At 60.0% G+C, this 14414-nt stretch carries 16 protein-coding genes; 8 read left to right on the top strand and 8 right to left on the bottom strand.

What is annotated here, in order from left to right; translation table 11 throughout:
• Positions 1-33: 33 nt before the first annotated feature.
• The 3 genes from ACGYKA_RS06425 to ACGYKA_RS06415 are packed head-to-tail and all read right to left on the bottom strand — an operon-like array spanning position 34 to position 2488.
• Positions 34-1758 (bottom strand): sensor histidine kinase, encoded by a 1725-nt coding sequence (locus ACGYKA_RS06425; RefSeq protein ID WP_394408130.1) that lies wholly within the window; start codon positions 1756-1758, stop codon positions 34-36.
• A gap of 2 nt (positions 1759-1760) precedes the next feature.
• Positions 1761-2318, bottom strand: coding sequence for an RNA polymerase sigma factor (locus ACGYKA_RS06420; RefSeq protein WP_067264157.1), 558 nt, complete (start codon positions 2316-2318; stop codon positions 1761-1763).
• Positions 2318-2488, bottom strand: a complete 171-nt coding sequence (locus ACGYKA_RS06415; protein ID WP_197470876.1) for a NepR family anti-sigma factor — start codon at positions 2486-2488, stop codon at positions 2318-2320. The genes ACGYKA_RS06420 and ACGYKA_RS06415 overlap by 1 nt, the downstream gene beginning before the upstream one ends.
• Before the next feature lie 93 nt (positions 2489-2581).
• Between ACGYKA_RS06415 and ACGYKA_RS06410 the strand changes: the two genes are divergently transcribed.
• The 3 genes from ACGYKA_RS06410 to ACGYKA_RS06400 all read left to right on the top strand — a co-directional run bounded on the left by ACGYKA_RS06410 (position 2582) and on the right by ACGYKA_RS06400 (position 4154).
• On the top strand, positions 2582-3391 hold the full coding sequence (locus tag ACGYKA_RS06410) for a response regulator (protein WP_067264155.1): 810 nt from the start codon (positions 2582-2584) through the stop codon (positions 3389-3391).
• Between the two features lie 106 nt (positions 3392-3497).
• Entirely contained in the window at positions 3498-3803 is a 306-nt protein-coding gene (locus tag ACGYKA_RS06405) for a YqjD family protein (protein WP_067264153.1), read from the top strand.
• Positions 3804-4154, top strand: a complete 351-nt coding sequence (locus ACGYKA_RS06400) for a phage holin family protein (RefSeq protein ID WP_394417441.1) — start codon at positions 3804-3806, stop codon at positions 4152-4154.
• Here the strand turns inward: ACGYKA_RS06400 and ACGYKA_RS06395 are convergent.
• Positions 4105-4476, bottom strand: coding sequence for a hypothetical protein (locus ACGYKA_RS06395; RefSeq protein WP_394408136.1), 372 nt, complete (start codon positions 4474-4476; stop codon positions 4105-4107). The genes ACGYKA_RS06400 and ACGYKA_RS06395 overlap by 50 nt on opposite strands.
• Before the next feature lie 90 nt (positions 4477-4566).
• Here ACGYKA_RS06395 and ACGYKA_RS06390 point away from each other — a divergent pair, with 90 nt between their 5' ends.
• Positions 4567-5295 carry a Crp/Fnr family transcriptional regulator gene (locus ACGYKA_RS06390; protein ID WP_168612601.1) on the top strand — a complete coding sequence of 243 codons (729 nt, stop codon included), beginning with the start codon at positions 4567-4569 and terminating at the stop codon, positions 5293-5295.
• Positions 5296-5298: 3 nt separating this feature from the next.
• On the opposite strand, the gene ACGYKA_RS06385 is transcribed toward ACGYKA_RS06390, so the two are convergent.
• The 3 genes from ACGYKA_RS06385 to ACGYKA_RS06375 all read right to left on the bottom strand — a co-directional run bounded on the left by ACGYKA_RS06385 (position 5299) and on the right by ACGYKA_RS06375 (position 8549).
• Complete coding sequence (locus ACGYKA_RS06385; protein WP_394408139.1) at positions 5299-6234, bottom strand: YihY/virulence factor BrkB family protein; 936 nt, start codon at positions 6232-6234, stop codon at positions 5299-5301.
• A gap of 42 nt (positions 6235-6276) precedes the next feature.
• On the bottom strand, positions 6277-7122 hold the full coding sequence (locus ACGYKA_RS06380) for a formate/nitrite transporter family protein (protein ID WP_168612603.1): 846 nt from the start codon (positions 7120-7122) through the stop codon (positions 6277-6279).
• A gap of 164 nt (positions 7123-7286) precedes the next feature.
• A complete protein-coding gene (locus ACGYKA_RS06375) occupies positions 7287-8549 on the bottom strand; it encodes an Hsp70 family protein (protein ID WP_394408142.1) in 1263 nt (420 codons plus the stop codon).
• A gap of 159 nt (positions 8550-8708) precedes the next feature.
• On the opposite strand from ACGYKA_RS06375, the gene ACGYKA_RS06370 reads away from it, so the two are divergent.
• Positions 8709-10193 carry an ABC transporter substrate-binding protein gene (locus ACGYKA_RS06370; RefSeq protein ID WP_394408145.1) on the top strand — a complete coding sequence of 495 codons (1485 nt, stop codon included), beginning with the start codon at positions 8709-8711 and terminating at the stop codon, positions 10191-10193.
• 77 nt (positions 10194-10270) lie between these two features.
• On the opposite strand, the gene ACGYKA_RS06365 is transcribed toward ACGYKA_RS06370, so the two are convergent.
• Entirely contained in the window at positions 10271-10708 is a 438-nt protein-coding gene (locus tag ACGYKA_RS06365; RefSeq protein ID WP_271688691.1) for an HdeA/HdeB family chaperone, read from the bottom strand.
• 251 nt (positions 10709-10959) lie between these two features.
• On the opposite strand from ACGYKA_RS06365, the gene ACGYKA_RS06360 reads away from it, so the two are divergent.
• The 3 genes from ACGYKA_RS06360 to ACGYKA_RS06350 are packed head-to-tail and all read left to right on the top strand — an operon-like array spanning position 10960 to position 14317.
• Positions 10960-11907, top strand: coding sequence for an ABC transporter permease (locus ACGYKA_RS06360; protein ID WP_209217004.1), 948 nt, complete (start codon positions 10960-10962; stop codon positions 11905-11907).
• Positions 11904-12719 (top strand): ABC transporter permease, encoded by an 816-nt coding sequence (locus ACGYKA_RS06355; protein ID WP_394408151.1) that lies wholly within the window; start codon positions 11904-11906, stop codon positions 12717-12719. Before ACGYKA_RS06360 ends, ACGYKA_RS06355 begins: the two co-directional genes overlap by 4 nt.
• Entirely contained in the window at positions 12716-14317 is a 1602-nt protein-coding gene (locus ACGYKA_RS06350) for an ABC transporter ATP-binding protein (RefSeq protein WP_394408154.1), read from the top strand. The genes ACGYKA_RS06355 and ACGYKA_RS06350 overlap by 4 nt, the downstream gene beginning before the upstream one ends.
• Positions 14318-14414 lie beyond the last annotated feature (97 nt).

The raw sequence follows: 14414 nt of genomic DNA, 5'->3' as shown, positions 1-14414 counted from the left end.
TTTCGGGCCAGATTCCATTGGGGCTTTGGGGCCTTAGTAATCGTAGATCATTTTACTGTCGGTCGGGACGTGGAAGTTCACCCTGATCTGGTAGATGTCGTCGTTGGTTTCCACCTCGACCTGGCCGTTCAACTGGCGGGTAAAGGCTAGGATCAGACGCGAGCCTAGCCCGGTGCCAGATTTCACCTCTTCGGGGTTGCCGATGGTGTTGCGCACTTCGAGCATCGCCTGCTCTGGCCCGGTTTGGATCAGTTTAAGCGAAATAAAGCCTTTGCCATGTTCGACCGTCGAGACGTATTTAAGCGCATTGGTCAGCGCCTCAGAGACCAGCAGGGTCAGCGGCGCGGCATCGTCGGCGTCGATCTTGATCGGCTCGAAGGACTGTTCGACCTTCACGCCAGAGCCGGATGGCAAGCCGACTGAGAGCATCTGGCCCACAATCTCACGCAGCAACTCGCTGGCATTGACGCGGACCAGATCGTCATTCTGATAAAGGTTCTTATGCACCGTGGCGAGGCTGAGGATACGGTCTTGCAACCGGCGCAGCACGAAACGCGCATCTTCGCTTTTGGCCTGCCGGATCTGCATGTTCATGATCGAAGAGATCAGTTGCAGGTTGTTTTTGACCCGGTGGTGCACCTCTTTCAGCAGGATGTTTTTCTGCCGAAGGCTGTCTTCCAACGTCGCCTCGTCCCGCAAGATGGATTCCGCCATGCCGACAAAAGCAGCCTCCATCTCGACCAATTCGGTGGGAACCGAGGGGCCGAGTGTCCCACGCGGCAGAGTACGGTTCAGCGCGAAGCGCCGCATCTGCCGCCCGAGCTTGCGGATATGGTTGATCGCCAGACGGTTCAGCGCCCAGAAGGCCACGATAAGGCTCGCCAGCCACATGACGATGGGCAAAAGCGCGCTGAGGCGGGTCGAAACGCCAGTGTCCAAAAACGGGGTGTTGCTGGGCCAAACGCTAAGCGCGAAGACCGTGTCGGGCACGATCGGCACGATCACGTAGGCGCGCTCTTGGCCGTCGGAATTTTGCGAAAGAAAGACATTGGGCTCTTTGGTGGTCAGCAGCGACAGGGCGACATCGCTGGGATATTCCGTCTTGGCCACCTCAAGTCCGTTTTCGGTGGTAAGGATATGACCCATCTTATTGAGGGTCATCATCGCGACGCTGCTGTGTTTGCTCTTGGGCTCGCGGATCGCGTTAATGGCATCCTCGGGGATGCTAAGTGCCATGAAGCCGATCAACTCGCGCTCTTCGTAGACCGGCGCGTTGATCAGCGTGACCACTTGGTTGCTGACCGCCCCCTGCAGCACTGGCATCGCGCGGCGGACCGGGTTTTCCAGCAGGGTCTGGAAATTCTCATCCTGCGAAAAGTCATGATCCTGCCCCGTGGAGGAGCAGGTCATATGTCCGTCTAGTCCGATGAAACCCACAAGCGAATAGATGTCTGACGCCTGTTTATATTCCCTAAGGAAAGCCGTGCATTCCTCGGGATCTTCTCGCCTGAGCCGCACGATGGCGGTGAGCGCTTCGGCCGCGCCAAAGGCCTCTTGGATCACCCGGCGTTCCGCCGCGGAGGCTTGTTCCGTGACTGCGATCAGCGATAGCTCCGCGCTTTGGCGGCTTTGATCCGCAATCTGCCGTGTCTGTACAACCGCGATCAGCCCGATGGGCAAAAGCGCGAGAGACAGAAACAGCAGGATACGGATCGTCAGCCCACGCATCAGATCACCGCTGAAGAAGCCAGATGTCATATTTAGAAAGAGGAAACTTTAGATGCGGATAGGACAGACATTGTTGCGTCATCGGTCATTTCAAGCGACTCGTCGTCATGGTGACCCAGCAGTTCGGCAAGGCGGGCACGCGCCCGGTTGGTACGGCTTTTAATGGTGCCAACAGCGACCCCACACATTTCCGCAGCCTCTTCGTAAGAGAAACCGGAGGCCCCGACAAGAAGCAGCGCTTCGCGTTGTTCGTCCTTCAAAAGAGCCAGTGCCTTGCGGAAGTCGGTCATCTGCATGTGGCCATCGTGCGCGGGCTTTTCGGCCAGCCCATCGGTCAGCACGCCATCCACGTCCGAGACTTCGCGCTTCGCCTTGCGGCGCGAGGAATAGTAGGTGTTACGCAGGATCGTGAAGAGCCAAGCACGCATATTCGTGCCTTCTTGGAACTTTTCGATGTTGGTCCACGCCTTGACCAAGGTGTCCTGCACCATGTCGTCTGCCGTGGCACCATTGCGTGTCAGGCTGATGGCAAAGGCCCGCATGGCCGGCAGATGTTCTACCAGCTCGTCGCGCGGATCGGGACGGGTCATTATGACGTTCCTTTTTCTGAATCCTGTTCCTTCAACTTCTGAAGCAGATCCTTGAAACGATCAGGGATGCCTTCTTCGAGCGTCTCATCGAAGACCCGTTTGAGGTTGTCGTCGATGACGCGCTCGCGCTCGTCCTTGTTTCCTGAATTCACTAACATCACCTCTGGCATCGTCGTCTCGTTTGAATAATTATGCATGCATACTGGAACCAAACACAATGTCGACGTGTTTGGTTCCAAGAAAAGTAAAAAGGATTCGACTAGATGAACGATGCGACACAAAAGACCAGCATCAGCGATGAACTGGGAGCCAACATCCCCTACCTTCGCCGGTTCGCGCGGGCGATGACAGGCAGCCAGACCAGTGGCGACACCTTTGCCGCGGCAGCCCTCGAAGCCATCTTGGTTGATCGCTCGGTGCTCGATGGAGTAGATACAAAGACGGGTCTTTTCAAAGTTTTGTACGGTATTTGGGCCAGCGCAGGCGCCCCGGTGGAAGAGGGCGAAAGCGGCCCACGGGCCAAAGCACAGCGCCATCTTTCCAGCCTCACGAACAACAGCCGTGAAGCGCTTTTGCTGCACACGATCGAAGGCTTCTCTCACGGGGAAATCGCCAAGATCATCGGTGTGGATGAGGCCGAAGCGGGCGAGTTGATCCAGATCGCCCATCGCGAAATGGCCGACAGCACCTCGGGTTCGGTGATGATCATCGAAGACGAAGCCATCATCGCGATGGACATTGAATCCATCGTGGCCGAGATGGGCCACCGGGTGACCGGCATCGCCCGCACCCGTGAAGAGGCGGTGAAACTGGGCAAGGCCGATGTGCCGGACCTGATCCTCGCCGACATTCAACTGGCCGACAACTCTTCCGGCATCGACGCGGTGAACGACCTGCTGAACGAGTTGGGCATGCGTCCGGTGATCTTCATCACGGCCTTCCCCGAACGTCTGCTGACCGGCGACAAGCCCGAGCCTGCCTTCCTGATTTCCAAGCCCTATTCGGTGGATCAGGTCGTCTCGGCTGTGTCGCAAGCGATGTTCTTTTCCTCCACGGAAACGCTCAACGCCTGAAGCTGAGCCGCGAAAACAGGGTTCCCCGCGCGCAACGTCGCGCAGGGAACCCTTTGCATTAGAAGCGCGTGCCGCCTAACATCACCCAAACATTCAGGAGGCTTGCATGGCCAAGACCACAACCGCTGCCGCAAAAGAGGTGACGATTGACGATCTGTCGGATCAGATCGCACTTCTCAAAAAAGACATCGCCTCCCTGACCGAAACCCTGGGCGACTATGGCAAGGCCAAGTCGGAAGAGATGCGGGACAATGCCCGCAATGCGGCGAATGATTTCGCCGATACGGGGCGTCTCAAGGCGATGGAAGTTCAGCAACAGGCCGAGGAATTCCTCAAGGCCCAGCCCGGAACCGCTTTGGGGATTGCCGCAGGCATCGGTTTTCTTGTCGGTCTTGTGACGGCCCGCCGCTAAATGCTGTCTTCGGTGATGCAACATCTGCGCGGCTCCCTGCGACGGGCGCTGCGCACTGCCATGCTCAGCGCCGGGGCCGTGCTTTTTCTGCTGATCGGCCTGCTGTTTCTCACGCTGGCGGCATGGCTTTACCTCATCACCGTCACCACCGCGCTCACCGCCGCGCTGATCCTCGGCGCGGTTTACTTCGGTATGGGCTTTCTCTTGCTCGCCATCGCCGGGTCAGCTGGTGAGGCCGCGGCGCAGCCGTCCCGGCAAGAAGACTCCGCCGCCTCCGATCATGATGGCTTGAAGAACCTGGTCATGGCATTTCTGGCTGGCATAACCGCGGGTCAGAAAGCGCGCCGTTAACCGCGGCCAGCAGGTTGCTGCTGGAAAACGGGCGGGTGATGAATTTCAGCCGCTCGCCTACCTTTGCCAGCCGTGGTGTATCGTTCATGATGCAGATGATCGGAAACCACTCCTGCAAGTTCGACAGTTCCGACAAATGCTGATGCAACTGTTCGCGCCGCAGCGACAGGACCGCGAATTCCGTGTCGTTGACGTTGTCCACCAATGCGCTAAGATCAAAGCTTTCCAATACTTCAATTTGAGATTGCGGAAACGCGGCAGAAAGCGTTTCATTTATGTCTGAACAGACCAATGGGTCCGGTTCGTAGATCAAGATCGACATGGTCTTCCCCCGGGTAAGCAAAGTCGTCGGTGTAGGGGGTGCGCAAAACACGCGCATTAAACTAAGACATATAAAGGCAAATTTTATCTAATGACGACACAATGCCGCTATTGCCCCCTTCGGCGCAAGGATGCCTTCCTGCCGATGTCGAAAGAAGAAGTGAGCTTCATGGAGAAGTTCAAGTCGGGTGAGTTGACCGTCGAACCTGGCACGCCGATCCTGATGGAAGGGTCGAACTCGCCCCAGCTTTACACGGCGCTCACCGGAATGGGCATCCGCGACAAGACGCTGGAGAACGGTAGCCGGCAGGTCATCAGCTTTGTCTTCCCCGGCGATTTCATCGGGCTACAGGCTGGCATCATGGGCGAAATGGGCCATTCCGTCGAAGCCCGCACCCATATGCGGCTCTGCGTTTTCAACCGCAGTGAGTTCTGGAATTTCTTCAAATCTCACCCCGAACGCGCTTTTGACATTACTTGGCTGGCCGCCATCGAAGAGCATTTCATGGGCGAAGTCCTCGCCACCATCGGCCAACGCAGCGCGATGCAGGCCATCGCTTGGGCGATGGTCAAGATTTTCGAACGCGGCCAGTCGCTCGGGATGGTCACCCACAACCAGATGCTGCTGCCCTATTCGCAACGCGATCTGGCCGATGCGCTTGGCCTCTCGGTGGTGCACACCAACAAGACCCTCGGCGCTCTGAAAGAACGTCAGTTGCTGTCATGGTCCGACAGGGTGCTGCAAATCAACGATCTCGCCGCCCTGGCGAAAGAGGGGATGACCGATCCGGAAAGCCGCCAAAAACGCCCGCTGCTCTAACCGTCAGTCCTGCGCCACATCGATATAGGTATCCGCCGCCTCCGCCCCGCGTTGCCCGCGCGGTTTGGCCGGGCCAACGGTGCTGTCAGGCCGCGTCCGCCGCTCCACCTGCGCGTTCAACGCGGCCCCAAACAAGATCAGAAAGCTGCTGATCCAAAGCCAGATTAACATCGCGATCACCGCCCCGATCGAGCCATAGACCTGATTGTAGTTGCCGAAATTGGCCACATAATAGGAAAAACCGATGGAAAGCACCGCCCAAGACAGCACCGCCAAAATCGCCCCGCTGCTGAGCCACGGCAGCCGCGCCGCCCGCCGGTTTGGGCCAAAGCGGTAAAGCACCCCAACCCCGGCAAACAAAACCACCGTCGCCACGGTCCAACGCAAAAGGTCGGCCACCGCATTGCCAAAGGGACCAAGCGGGAAGAAGGCCAGAATGATCGGCGCTATCACTACCGCCAGCAGCGCCACGATGCCGACCGCCACAAGGCTCACCGTCAGAAGCAGGGCATGAAGGTAGTGTTTCGCGGCATTGCGGTTGCGCTCATTGTAAACGGCGTTCAATCCGATCACCATCGCCCCCACCCCGGCCCGGGCGGACCAAAGCGCCACCAGCAATGACACGATACCGGCCCAACCCAGCGTATCGGCCCGCGCAGTGACCAAGCCGGTCACCTGCGTATTAATGATGTCATAGACATCATCCGGCAGCAGCCCGCGCACTTCCTCCAATTGGGCGACGACGACGACAGGGTCCGAAATCAGCCCCAAAAGCGCGATCAATGCCGCCAGCGCCGGAAACAGCGACAGCATGGCGAAAAACGCCACCCCGGCCGAGATCAGCGCAAGGTTGTCCTCCGCCGCCTGTTTCAGGCTCGCTTTGAAAGCATCCCAATAGATCGCCGGTCGGGTCGGGGGTCTGCGCAACACCAATGCCATTCCTCTCAATTCGGCCCCGACCTTGATCGGGACCGCTTTGCCTCAACTGTCCTCCACATCGTCGCGGACCTGGCCCCAAGCAACAAGGGTGAAGACCACCGTGCCGCCGATGATGTTGCCCACAAGCACCGGCAGGAAGAAGCCAAAGATCGCCTGACCGACCCCCAAGCCGCCATGCAGGATCAGCGCGGCCATCTCGACCGAACCCGCGACGATATGCGTGAAATCCCCCGCCGCAATCAGCCAAGTGAAGGTCAGGATCAGGAAAAAAGCGGTCTCATCCGCCTGCGGAAGCATCCAAACGATCAGCGCCACGATCACGCCCGCCGGAATCCCGCGCCAGAATGCCTCCGATACCCCCATCCCGGTGGCATGTTCCGAAAGGCTGATAATGGCGGGCAGAATGTTTTCTGGAATCGCAGGCGTATAGATAAATAGCGCCGCCGCCGCAAAGGCCCCGACGACATTCGCCCCCAATACAACACCCCAAAGCCGCAACAGGCTGCACAAGACCCCCAAGCTGCGCTCCTGCATCAGCGGCAAGACGGTGGTGATGGTGTTTTCGGTAAACAACTGCATCCGGCCCATGATGACCGCGATGAAACCCAAGGAATAGCCAAGGTTCTCAAGCAGGAAGCGCCATTCTGCATCCGGCAGATAGGTCCGGAAAATCGCCTCGCCCAAGACAGAAAGACTGATCAGCATCCCCGCAGAAATCCCCGACCAGATCAGCGAACGGTTGGTTCGATTCAACTCGTCGCGCCCCTCGCGCCGGATTACCTCATAGATCAGCTTGGGCGACAGCGCCGCCGCATCACTGACAGAGCGTTCTTCCGCCTCCTCCTGCACAGCAGAGGTCGGGGGCTTTTTCTGGATCAGAGGGGCCATGCGCGTTCTTCCTAAAGACTACGGACATGATGAACATAGCCCGCCGCGGCCTCCTGCACAGTAAAAAGACCGCAGCCTCACGCCGCACCACCAGCGGCCCTTTCGAGCCCCCCTTCACCTTCATCCTTTCTCAAATACCGATCCCGCACTCTCAACCAGCCGGATCAGCCGTGTTCATCCCCACCGGCCTGCAAGGCCAACCCCTCAACAATCGCCGTCAGCGCCGCCCCCCGATGCAGTTCCGCCCGTGGAAACCGCGCCCGCATCTCCTCTTCGACCACCGCCATCAGGCTCGACCCGCCGACAAAGATCAGCCGGTCCACTGCCTCGGGCGCGAGGCCTGCCTTCTGCGCCGTCGCCTCTGCTGCGTCCCCCATCTGCACGGCGAGTTTCGACAGCCGCTTGCGCATCCAATCGCGGGGCAGGGGCAAGGTCGCGCGGGGTTTGAGCATCGACACATCGATCACCGGATCAGCATCCCCCGCGCCCCCCGCACCATTGGCGCGGATTTTGCCCGCTTCGACAGCAAAGGCGAGGTCATGGCCAAGCTCTTCATCAAGCACTTTGACCAGTCGGGCCAAGCGTTTGGGATGTTCGGCAAATTTATGCAGTTCCGCCGCCGCCTTGCGGGTGTCCGGACCATAGAGGAACGGAATTTTCGCCCAAGTCGCCAGATCGTTAAAGATCGCATTGGGCGCGATATGGGTATCACCGCCGAAAGCATGGCGAATTTCGCTACCCATACCAAGCTGCGGCATCACCCGCCCGATCGACAGGGACCGGTCGAAATCGGTCCCGCCCAGCCGAATGCCGTGGCTTTCCAAAATGTCGATCTCATCATTCCCGCGCTGCCGGAAGAGCGTGAAATCCGAGGTGCCGCCGCCGATATCGATGACCAGCCCCAGATCCCCCGGACGCAAGGCCGCGCGATTGGCAATCGCGGCGGCTTCGGGTTCGTTCATAAAGTCCACATGATCGAAACCCGCCCGGCCATAGGCCTCGCGCAGGTCTGTCAAGGCTTGGGCATCTCGAGCATCATCGGCGGAATGAAAGCGCACCGGACGGCCCGAGAGCGCCCTGTCGAAGTGCATCCCCGTGGCTGCTTCCGCCTGCGTTTTGACCCGTGCCAGAAAGCGCGACACGATATCGATAAAATCCAACCGTTCGCCCAACAGCACCCGCCGTTCGCGCATCAGCCGGGTGCCAAGCAGGCTTTTCAAGCCGCGCATATAGCGGCCCTCGGCCCCGGCCAGCAGCGCGTCGGATGCCGCGGCACCGATCCGCATCTCCCCCGCCTCGAAATCAAAGAAGACCGCTGTCGGAAGGGTCTGCGCCTCGGCCTCCAGCGGGATCAGGCGCGGCGTGCCGTCGATGGCGATGCCCGCCGCGGTGTTGGAGGTTCCGAAATCAATCCCCAGCGTGGCCATGATGTTCTCCTGATGCCTTTTCACGGTCGCCCCGATGCGCGGCGCGCCCGTGCAAAGCACCCGCGATACCCTTCTCGCGCGCGCTTGGCAACGAAGGCTGGCGTGCCGCGTGGCTTTTGGCTAGCCTCGCAAAAAAATACACCAATATGGGAGACTTTCATGAACCGTTTGAACCGCTTGATGACCGGTGTGGCCAGCGCCGCATTGGTCGCTGCCGCCACAACGGCCCTTGCCAAGGATGACATCACCGTCGCCATGCAGCTTGAGCCGCCGCATCTCGATCCGACCTCCGCCGCTGCGGGCGCCATCGACTCGGTGCTATATACCAATGTTTTCGAAGGGCTGACCCGCTTCATGGGCGACGGCTCTGTCGTGCCGGGGCTGGCGGAATCTTGGGAGATTTCCGAAGACGGGCTGACCTATACCTTCAAGCTGCGCGAGGGGGTCACCTTTCACGATGGCACCACGATGGATGCCGAGGACGTGAAATTCACCCTCGACCGGATCAATGCCGAAGACAGCGCCAACGCGCAAAAGGCCCTCTATTCCGCGATTTCCGAGGTAAATGTCATCGATCCCCAGACCGTTGAGGTCACACTAAGCGAGCCGAACGGCAACATGCTTTTCAACCTTGCTTGGGGCGATGCGGTGATCGTGGCGCCGGAATCGGTCGAGACGATCAAACAGACCCCAATCGGCACCGGCGCTTTCAAGTTCGAGAACTGGAACCAGGGCGACAAGATCACCCTGACCCGGAATGAAGATTATTGGGGCGAAGCGCCCGCCCTGGCCAGCGCGACCTTCAAATTCATCTCGGACCCGACAGCGGCTTTCGCCTCCGTCATGGCTGAAGATGTCGATGTTTTCACCGGCTTCCCCGCGCCTGAGAATATCCCCCAGTTCGAAGCCGACCCGCGGTTTCAGGTTCTGATCGGCTCGACCGAAGGGGAAACGATCCTGTCGATCAACAACCAGCGCGAACCTTTTGATAACGTCAAAGTGCGCGAGGCCGTGGCCCATGCCATCGACCGGCAGGCGATCATCGACGGCGCGATGTTTGGCTATGGCACGCCCATCGGCACCCATTTCGCGCCGCATAACCCAGACTACGTCGACCTGAAGGAGATGAGCAGCTACGATCCCGAGAAATCCAAGGCGCTGCTGGCTGAGGCCGGTTTCCCCGATGGGTTCGAGACGACATTGCACCTGCCGCCCCCATCCTACGCCCGCCGCGGGGGTGAGATCATCGCCGCGCAGCTGGCCGAGGTTGGCATCAAGGCGCAGATCATCAATGTCGAATGGGCGCAGTGGTTGGAAACCGTGTTCAAGGGTAAGGATTTCGGCCTGTCGATTGTCAGCCATACCGAGCCGATGGACATCAACATCTATGCCAACCCGGACTATTACTTTCAGTATGACAATGCCGAATTCCAGTCTCTGATGACCGAGTTCAACAAGACCGCCGACCCCGCCGCGCGGAGCGAGATGCTGGCCAAAGCACAACGCATCATCGCCGAAGACTATGTGAACGGCTACCTGTTCCAGCTTGCCTTCCCGACGATTGCGAAGGCCGGCGTCGAAGGGCTTTGGGTGAATGCGCCGACACAGGCGACAGATCTAACCGGTGTAAGCTGGGCAGAGTGATCTGAAAGGATCATGTCGAGGCACTAAAAAAGGGCGCGCCGTGAGGCGCGCCCTTTGTAATTAAATGCGAAGACCTATTAGTCTTTGCCGCGCATGCCAGCAGCAGCTTCGCTTACCAGTGCATCGGGGTTCTGGTTGCAGACGACCATGAAGTCTTCCATTTCCTGCTGCATGTCCGTGTCTGCCATTTCGTCGGCTTCTTCGGAATCTTCAACAGCTTTGGTGTTGTCGATCAGGGAATCTTCGGTCTCTTCGGAATCTGTCGCTTCTTCAGCGGAGATGTCGCTCGGCTCGGAACCGTCGCTCTTGGTTTCGGTGATCATGGAGCCACCGTGGCCGCCATCTTCCAGCTCGGCGATTGCCATGGAAGCGACTTTCATTTTGTCGTCATCGCTCAGTTCTTGGTACTGGGCGCAGGTCATGGTTGCCATATCCATGTGCGCAGCGGCGAAGGCGGGTGCGGAAACGGTGCCCAGAAGGCCGGCGATCGCAAGTGTTTTCAAAGTCGTTTTCATTTTCATTCTCCAGTTTTGTCTGTTCTCCCGAAAACAACACCGCATAACCGATATGGTTCCAGCGCATAGCAATAAGCCCCGCGAAAACCGCGCCTAGAAAGGCTAAGGGCATGCCTTGACTGGATTCTTTCGGCGATCATTCGGGGCGCAGCTGGCCGAACATCCAAAAAATGATCATTTTTTTCTTTCTCGCGGGGGAAACTGCACGCGGGCTCTGGACCCTTCCGAGCGTGCCGCCTAACCTCCGCGCTATGTTGCGCTATGCGTTGAAAAGATTTCTCTCCTTGCTCATCAGTCTCGCGGTTGCGTCGCTGGTGATTTTCATGGTGATCGAGGTCGCCCCCGGCGATCCGGCCTCCTTTATGCTGGGCTTGAATGCCCAGCCCGAAACACTGGCCGCGCTGCGCAGTGAACTGGGGCTCGATCAGTCCCGGCCAGAGCGTTATCTGGAGTGGGTTGGCGGCATGTTGCAGGGCGATTTCGGCACCTCCTACACCTATCGCACCCCGGTGACCGAGATGATCGGCGACCGGCTTTGGGTCTCTGTGCCCTTGGCGCTTTATGCGCTTTTCCTCTCTGTCATCGTGGCCTTTCCGGCGGGCATCTATGCCGCCTCGCGCCGCGGTCGGGCGGGGGATGTGGGCGTGATGGGGGCGACGCAATTGGGTGTGGCTGTGCCGAACTTCTGGTTCGCCATGATCCTCGTGCTGATCTTTTCGATCAATCTGCGCTGGTTTTCGGCGGGCGGTTTCGTTGGCTGGGACAAGGGGCTTTTCGCCGGGCTGCACGCGCTGACCCTGCCCGCCATCGCGCTGGCCTTGCCGCAGGCGGCGATCCTTGCGCGGGTCATGCGCTCGGCCCTGCTGGATGTGCTGGGCGAAGATTTCATGCGCACCGCGCGGGCCAAGGGGCTGACGGCGCGGCAGGCGCTTTGGCGGCACGGGCTGCGCAATGCGCTGATCCCGGTGCTGACCATCATCGGCCTGCAATTCTCCTTCCTGCTGGCCGGGTCGATTATTATTGAGCAGGTCTTTTACCTGCCGGGGCTCGGGCGGCTGGTGTTTCAGTCGATCTCGGCGCGGGATTTGATCGTGGTCGAGTCGGTCGTGATGCTCTTGGTCTTTTCGGTGATCTTGGTGAACTTCCTTGTCGATCTGGCCTATGCCGCCGTCGATCCCCGGTTGAGGGCCCGCACATGAACCGCAATCTGTTTCTTGGGGCCGTGCTGACTTCGGTCTTTCTGCTGGCCGCGCTGATCTCCTTTGTCTGGACACCCTATGACTATGCCGGACTTGATATCGCGAACAAGCTGCACAGCCCTTCGCTGGCGCATCCGATGGGGACGGATCACTTTGGCCGCGACATTCTAAGCATGATCATGGTCGGCGCGCGCACCTCTATCGCCGTGGCGCTGGTGGCGGTGGGCATTGGCATGGGCGTGGGTGTGCCGTTGGGGCTTTGGGCTGCGGCGCGGCGCGGCAGCCTTGTGGATGAGGTCATCATGCGCGGCAATGATCTGGTCTTTGCCTTTCCGGCCATTGTCATCGCCATTCTGATTACGGCGGTCTTTGGCGCCGGGGCGATCAATGCGATCATTGCCATCGGTATCTTCAACATTCCCGTTTTCGCCCGGATCACCCGCGGTGCGGCGCTGTCGCTGTGGCAGCGGGAGTTCATCATGGCGGCACGGGTGGCAGGCAAATCCGCGGCGCGTATCTCGTTCGAGCATATCCTGCCCAATGTCGCCAACCTGCTGATCGTGCAGGGGACCATCCAATTCTCTCTCGGCATCCTTGCCGAGGCGGGGCTGAGCTATGTCGGCCTCGGCGCGCAGCCGCCGGTGCCGTCTTGGGGCCGGATGCTGGCCGATGCGCAGACCATGGTCAGCATCGCGCCGCATATGGCCCTGATGCCGGGGTTCGCGATCATCCTGACGGTGTTGGGGCTGAACCTGATGGGTGACGGGCTGCGCGACCTGCTTGATCCCCGCCTGAGGGTGGCACGCACATGACGCTTCTTTCTGTCTCCAACCTTTCGCTCTCTATCCACGGGCTGCGCATCCTCGACGGGGTGACCTTTTCCGTCGCACCGGGAGAGATCGTGGCCGTGACCGGGGAAAGCGGCTCGGGCAAGTCGATGACCGCGCTGGCGGCGATGCAGCTGCTGCCCAAGGGCGCGACGACGACCGGGCATATCATGCTGGGCGAGGACGATCTGACCCAGATGGACGAGGCAGCGCTTTGCGATATGCGCGGCAATGACATCGGCATGGTGTTCCAAGAGCCGATGACCGCGCTCAACCCGGTGCAAAGCATCGGTCGCCAAGTGGCTGAGACCATCCGGGTGCACGAACCCAGCGTCTCCCGGGCCGAGGCTGAGGCCCGAGCCGCCGATACGCTGACCCGCGTTGGCCTGCCCCAAGACCGCTTCCCCCTGTCGCGCTATCCGCATGAGCTGAGCGGTGGGCAGCGCCAGCGGGTGGTGATCGCCATCGCCATCGCCCTGCGCCCCCGTCTGCTGATCGCGGACGAGCCGACCACCGCGCTGGATGTCACCACGCAGGCGCAGATCCTCGCCCTGCTGACCCGATTGGCGAGCGAAGACGGCATGGGGCTGTTGATGATCACCCACGACCTTGCCGTCGTGGCGGATATGGCCGACCGGATCATCGTCATGCGCAAGGGGCAGATCGTCGAACAGGGGGAGACGCAGGCCCTGCTGCACAACATGCAGCATCCCTATACCAAAATGCTTTTCGACGCCTCCCGCCATGAGGTGAACCTGCCCGCGCCGCCCGCGCCTAAGCCTCTGCTAGAGGTCAAAGGCGTCTGCCGCGACTACCATCTGCCGCGCAAGGCACTCTTTGGCGCGCCCGGCACGTTCCGCGCGGTGGACAACCTCAGCTTTACCCTAAACCGGGGGGAACGTTTGGGGCTGGTCGGGGAATCCGGTTGCGGGAAATCGACCCTGACCCGGGCGATTTTGGGTCTGGAACCGGTGCAAGAGGGCAGTATCACTGTCGATGGCCAGCCGGTCTTTACCGGGACGCAGCCGAACCTCGCCGTGCGCCGCAAGATGCAGGTGGTGTTTCAAGACCCTTTCGGCAGCTTCAACCCGCGCCACCGGGTCGACCGTTTGGTGACCGAGCCGTTTCACCTGCTCAACACCCCGCCGCAGGGGGCCGAGCGGTCCCGAGCGATTGACGAAGCCTTGACCGCCGTGGGACTGCGGGCCTCGGATGCACGGAAATACATCCACGAATTCTCCGGCGGGCAGCGGCAGCGGATCGCCATCGCCCGGGCGCTGATCATCCGGCCCGAGTTGATCCTGTTCGATGAGGCCGTCAGCGCGCTTGATGTCTCCGTCCGGGCGCAGATCCTTGATCTGCTGGCCGATCTTTGCAGCCATTATGACCTGACCTATCTCTTCATCTCGCATGACCTATCGGTGGTGCGCACGGTGACGGATCGGGTGCTGGTGATGCAGTCTGGCAAGATCGTCGAGGCCGGAGAGACAGCGCAGGTCTTTGACGCGCCGCAGCATGCTTATACTAAATCGCTGATCGCCGCTGCCCCGGTTCTGCCCGACTTGCCCCAGCCCGTCGGGTAGGCTTTGCGGCCCTTCGTGTCAGCCGCATTGATTGCGATGAAAAACCGACCTAACGTGAAATCGGGGATTCCCGCCACAGGGGCATGTCTGCTCGCGG

The organism is Sulfitobacter sp. 1A15106 (genome assembly GCF_043556995.1).
Lineage (GTDB): Bacteria > Pseudomonadota > Alphaproteobacteria > Rhodobacterales > Rhodobacteraceae > Sulfitobacter > Sulfitobacter faviae.
Note: the sequence above shows the minus strand (reverse complement) of the source record. Positions and strands in the feature narration are given on the sequence as shown.

What these genes read in the sequence shown, in the direction of transcription:
- ACGYKA_RS06360 (WP_209217004.1), top strand. Translation starts at nt 10,960, where the DNA reads ATGTTGCGCTATGCGTTGAAAAGATTTCTCTCCTTGCTCATCAGTCTC.
- ACGYKA_RS06375 (WP_394408142.1), bottom strand. Translation starts at nt 8,549, where the DNA reads ATGGCCACGCTGGGGATTGATTTCGGAACCTCCAACACCGCGGCGGGC.
- ACGYKA_RS06420 (WP_067264157.1), bottom strand. Translation starts at nt 2,318, where the DNA reads ATGACCCGTCCCGATCCGCGCGACGAGCTGGTAGAACATCTGCCGGCC.
- ACGYKA_RS06405 (WP_067264153.1), top strand. Translation starts at nt 3,498, where the DNA reads ATGGCCAAGACCACAACCGCTGCCGCAAAAGAGGTGACGATTGACGAT.
- ACGYKA_RS06425 (WP_394408130.1), bottom strand. Translation starts at nt 1,758, where the DNA reads ATGACATCTGGCTTCTTCAGCGGTGATCTGATGCGTGGGCTGACGATC.
- ACGYKA_RS06395 (WP_394408136.1), bottom strand. Translation starts at nt 4,476, where the DNA reads ATGTCGATCTTGATCTACGAACCGGACCCATTGGTCTGTTCAGACATA.
- ACGYKA_RS06400 (WP_394417441.1), top strand. Translation starts at nt 3,804, where the DNA reads ATGCTGTCTTCGGTGATGCAACATCTGCGCGGCTCCCTGCGACGGGCG.
- ACGYKA_RS06410 (WP_067264155.1), top strand. Translation starts at nt 2,582, where the DNA reads ATGAACGATGCGACACAAAAGACCAGCATCAGCGATGAACTGGGAGCC.
- ACGYKA_RS06415 (WP_197470876.1), bottom strand. Translation starts at nt 2,488, where the DNA reads ATGCCAGAGGTGATGTTAGTGAATTCAGGAAACAAGGACGAGCGCGAG.
- ACGYKA_RS06350 (WP_394408154.1), top strand. Translation starts at nt 12,716, where the DNA reads ATGACGCTTCTTTCTGTCTCCAACCTTTCGCTCTCTATCCACGGGCTG.
- ACGYKA_RS06385 (WP_394408139.1), bottom strand. Translation starts at nt 6,234, where the DNA reads ATGGCATTGGTGTTGCGCAGACCCCCGACCCGACCGGCGATCTATTGG.
- ACGYKA_RS06365 (WP_271688691.1), bottom strand. Translation starts at nt 10,708, where the DNA reads ATGAAAACGACTTTGAAAACACTTGCGATCGCCGGCCTTCTGGGCACC.
- ACGYKA_RS06355 (WP_394408151.1), top strand. Translation starts at nt 11,904, where the DNA reads ATGAACCGCAATCTGTTTCTTGGGGCCGTGCTGACTTCGGTCTTTCTG.
- ACGYKA_RS06380 (WP_168612603.1), bottom strand. Translation starts at nt 7,122, where the DNA reads ATGGCCCCTCTGATCCAGAAAAAGCCCCCGACCTCTGCTGTGCAGGAG.
- ACGYKA_RS06370 (WP_394408145.1), top strand. Translation starts at nt 8,709, where the DNA reads ATGAACCGTTTGAACCGCTTGATGACCGGTGTGGCCAGCGCCGCATTG.
- ACGYKA_RS06390 (WP_168612601.1), top strand. Translation starts at nt 4,567, where the DNA reads ATGACGACACAATGCCGCTATTGCCCCCTTCGGCGCAAGGATGCCTTC.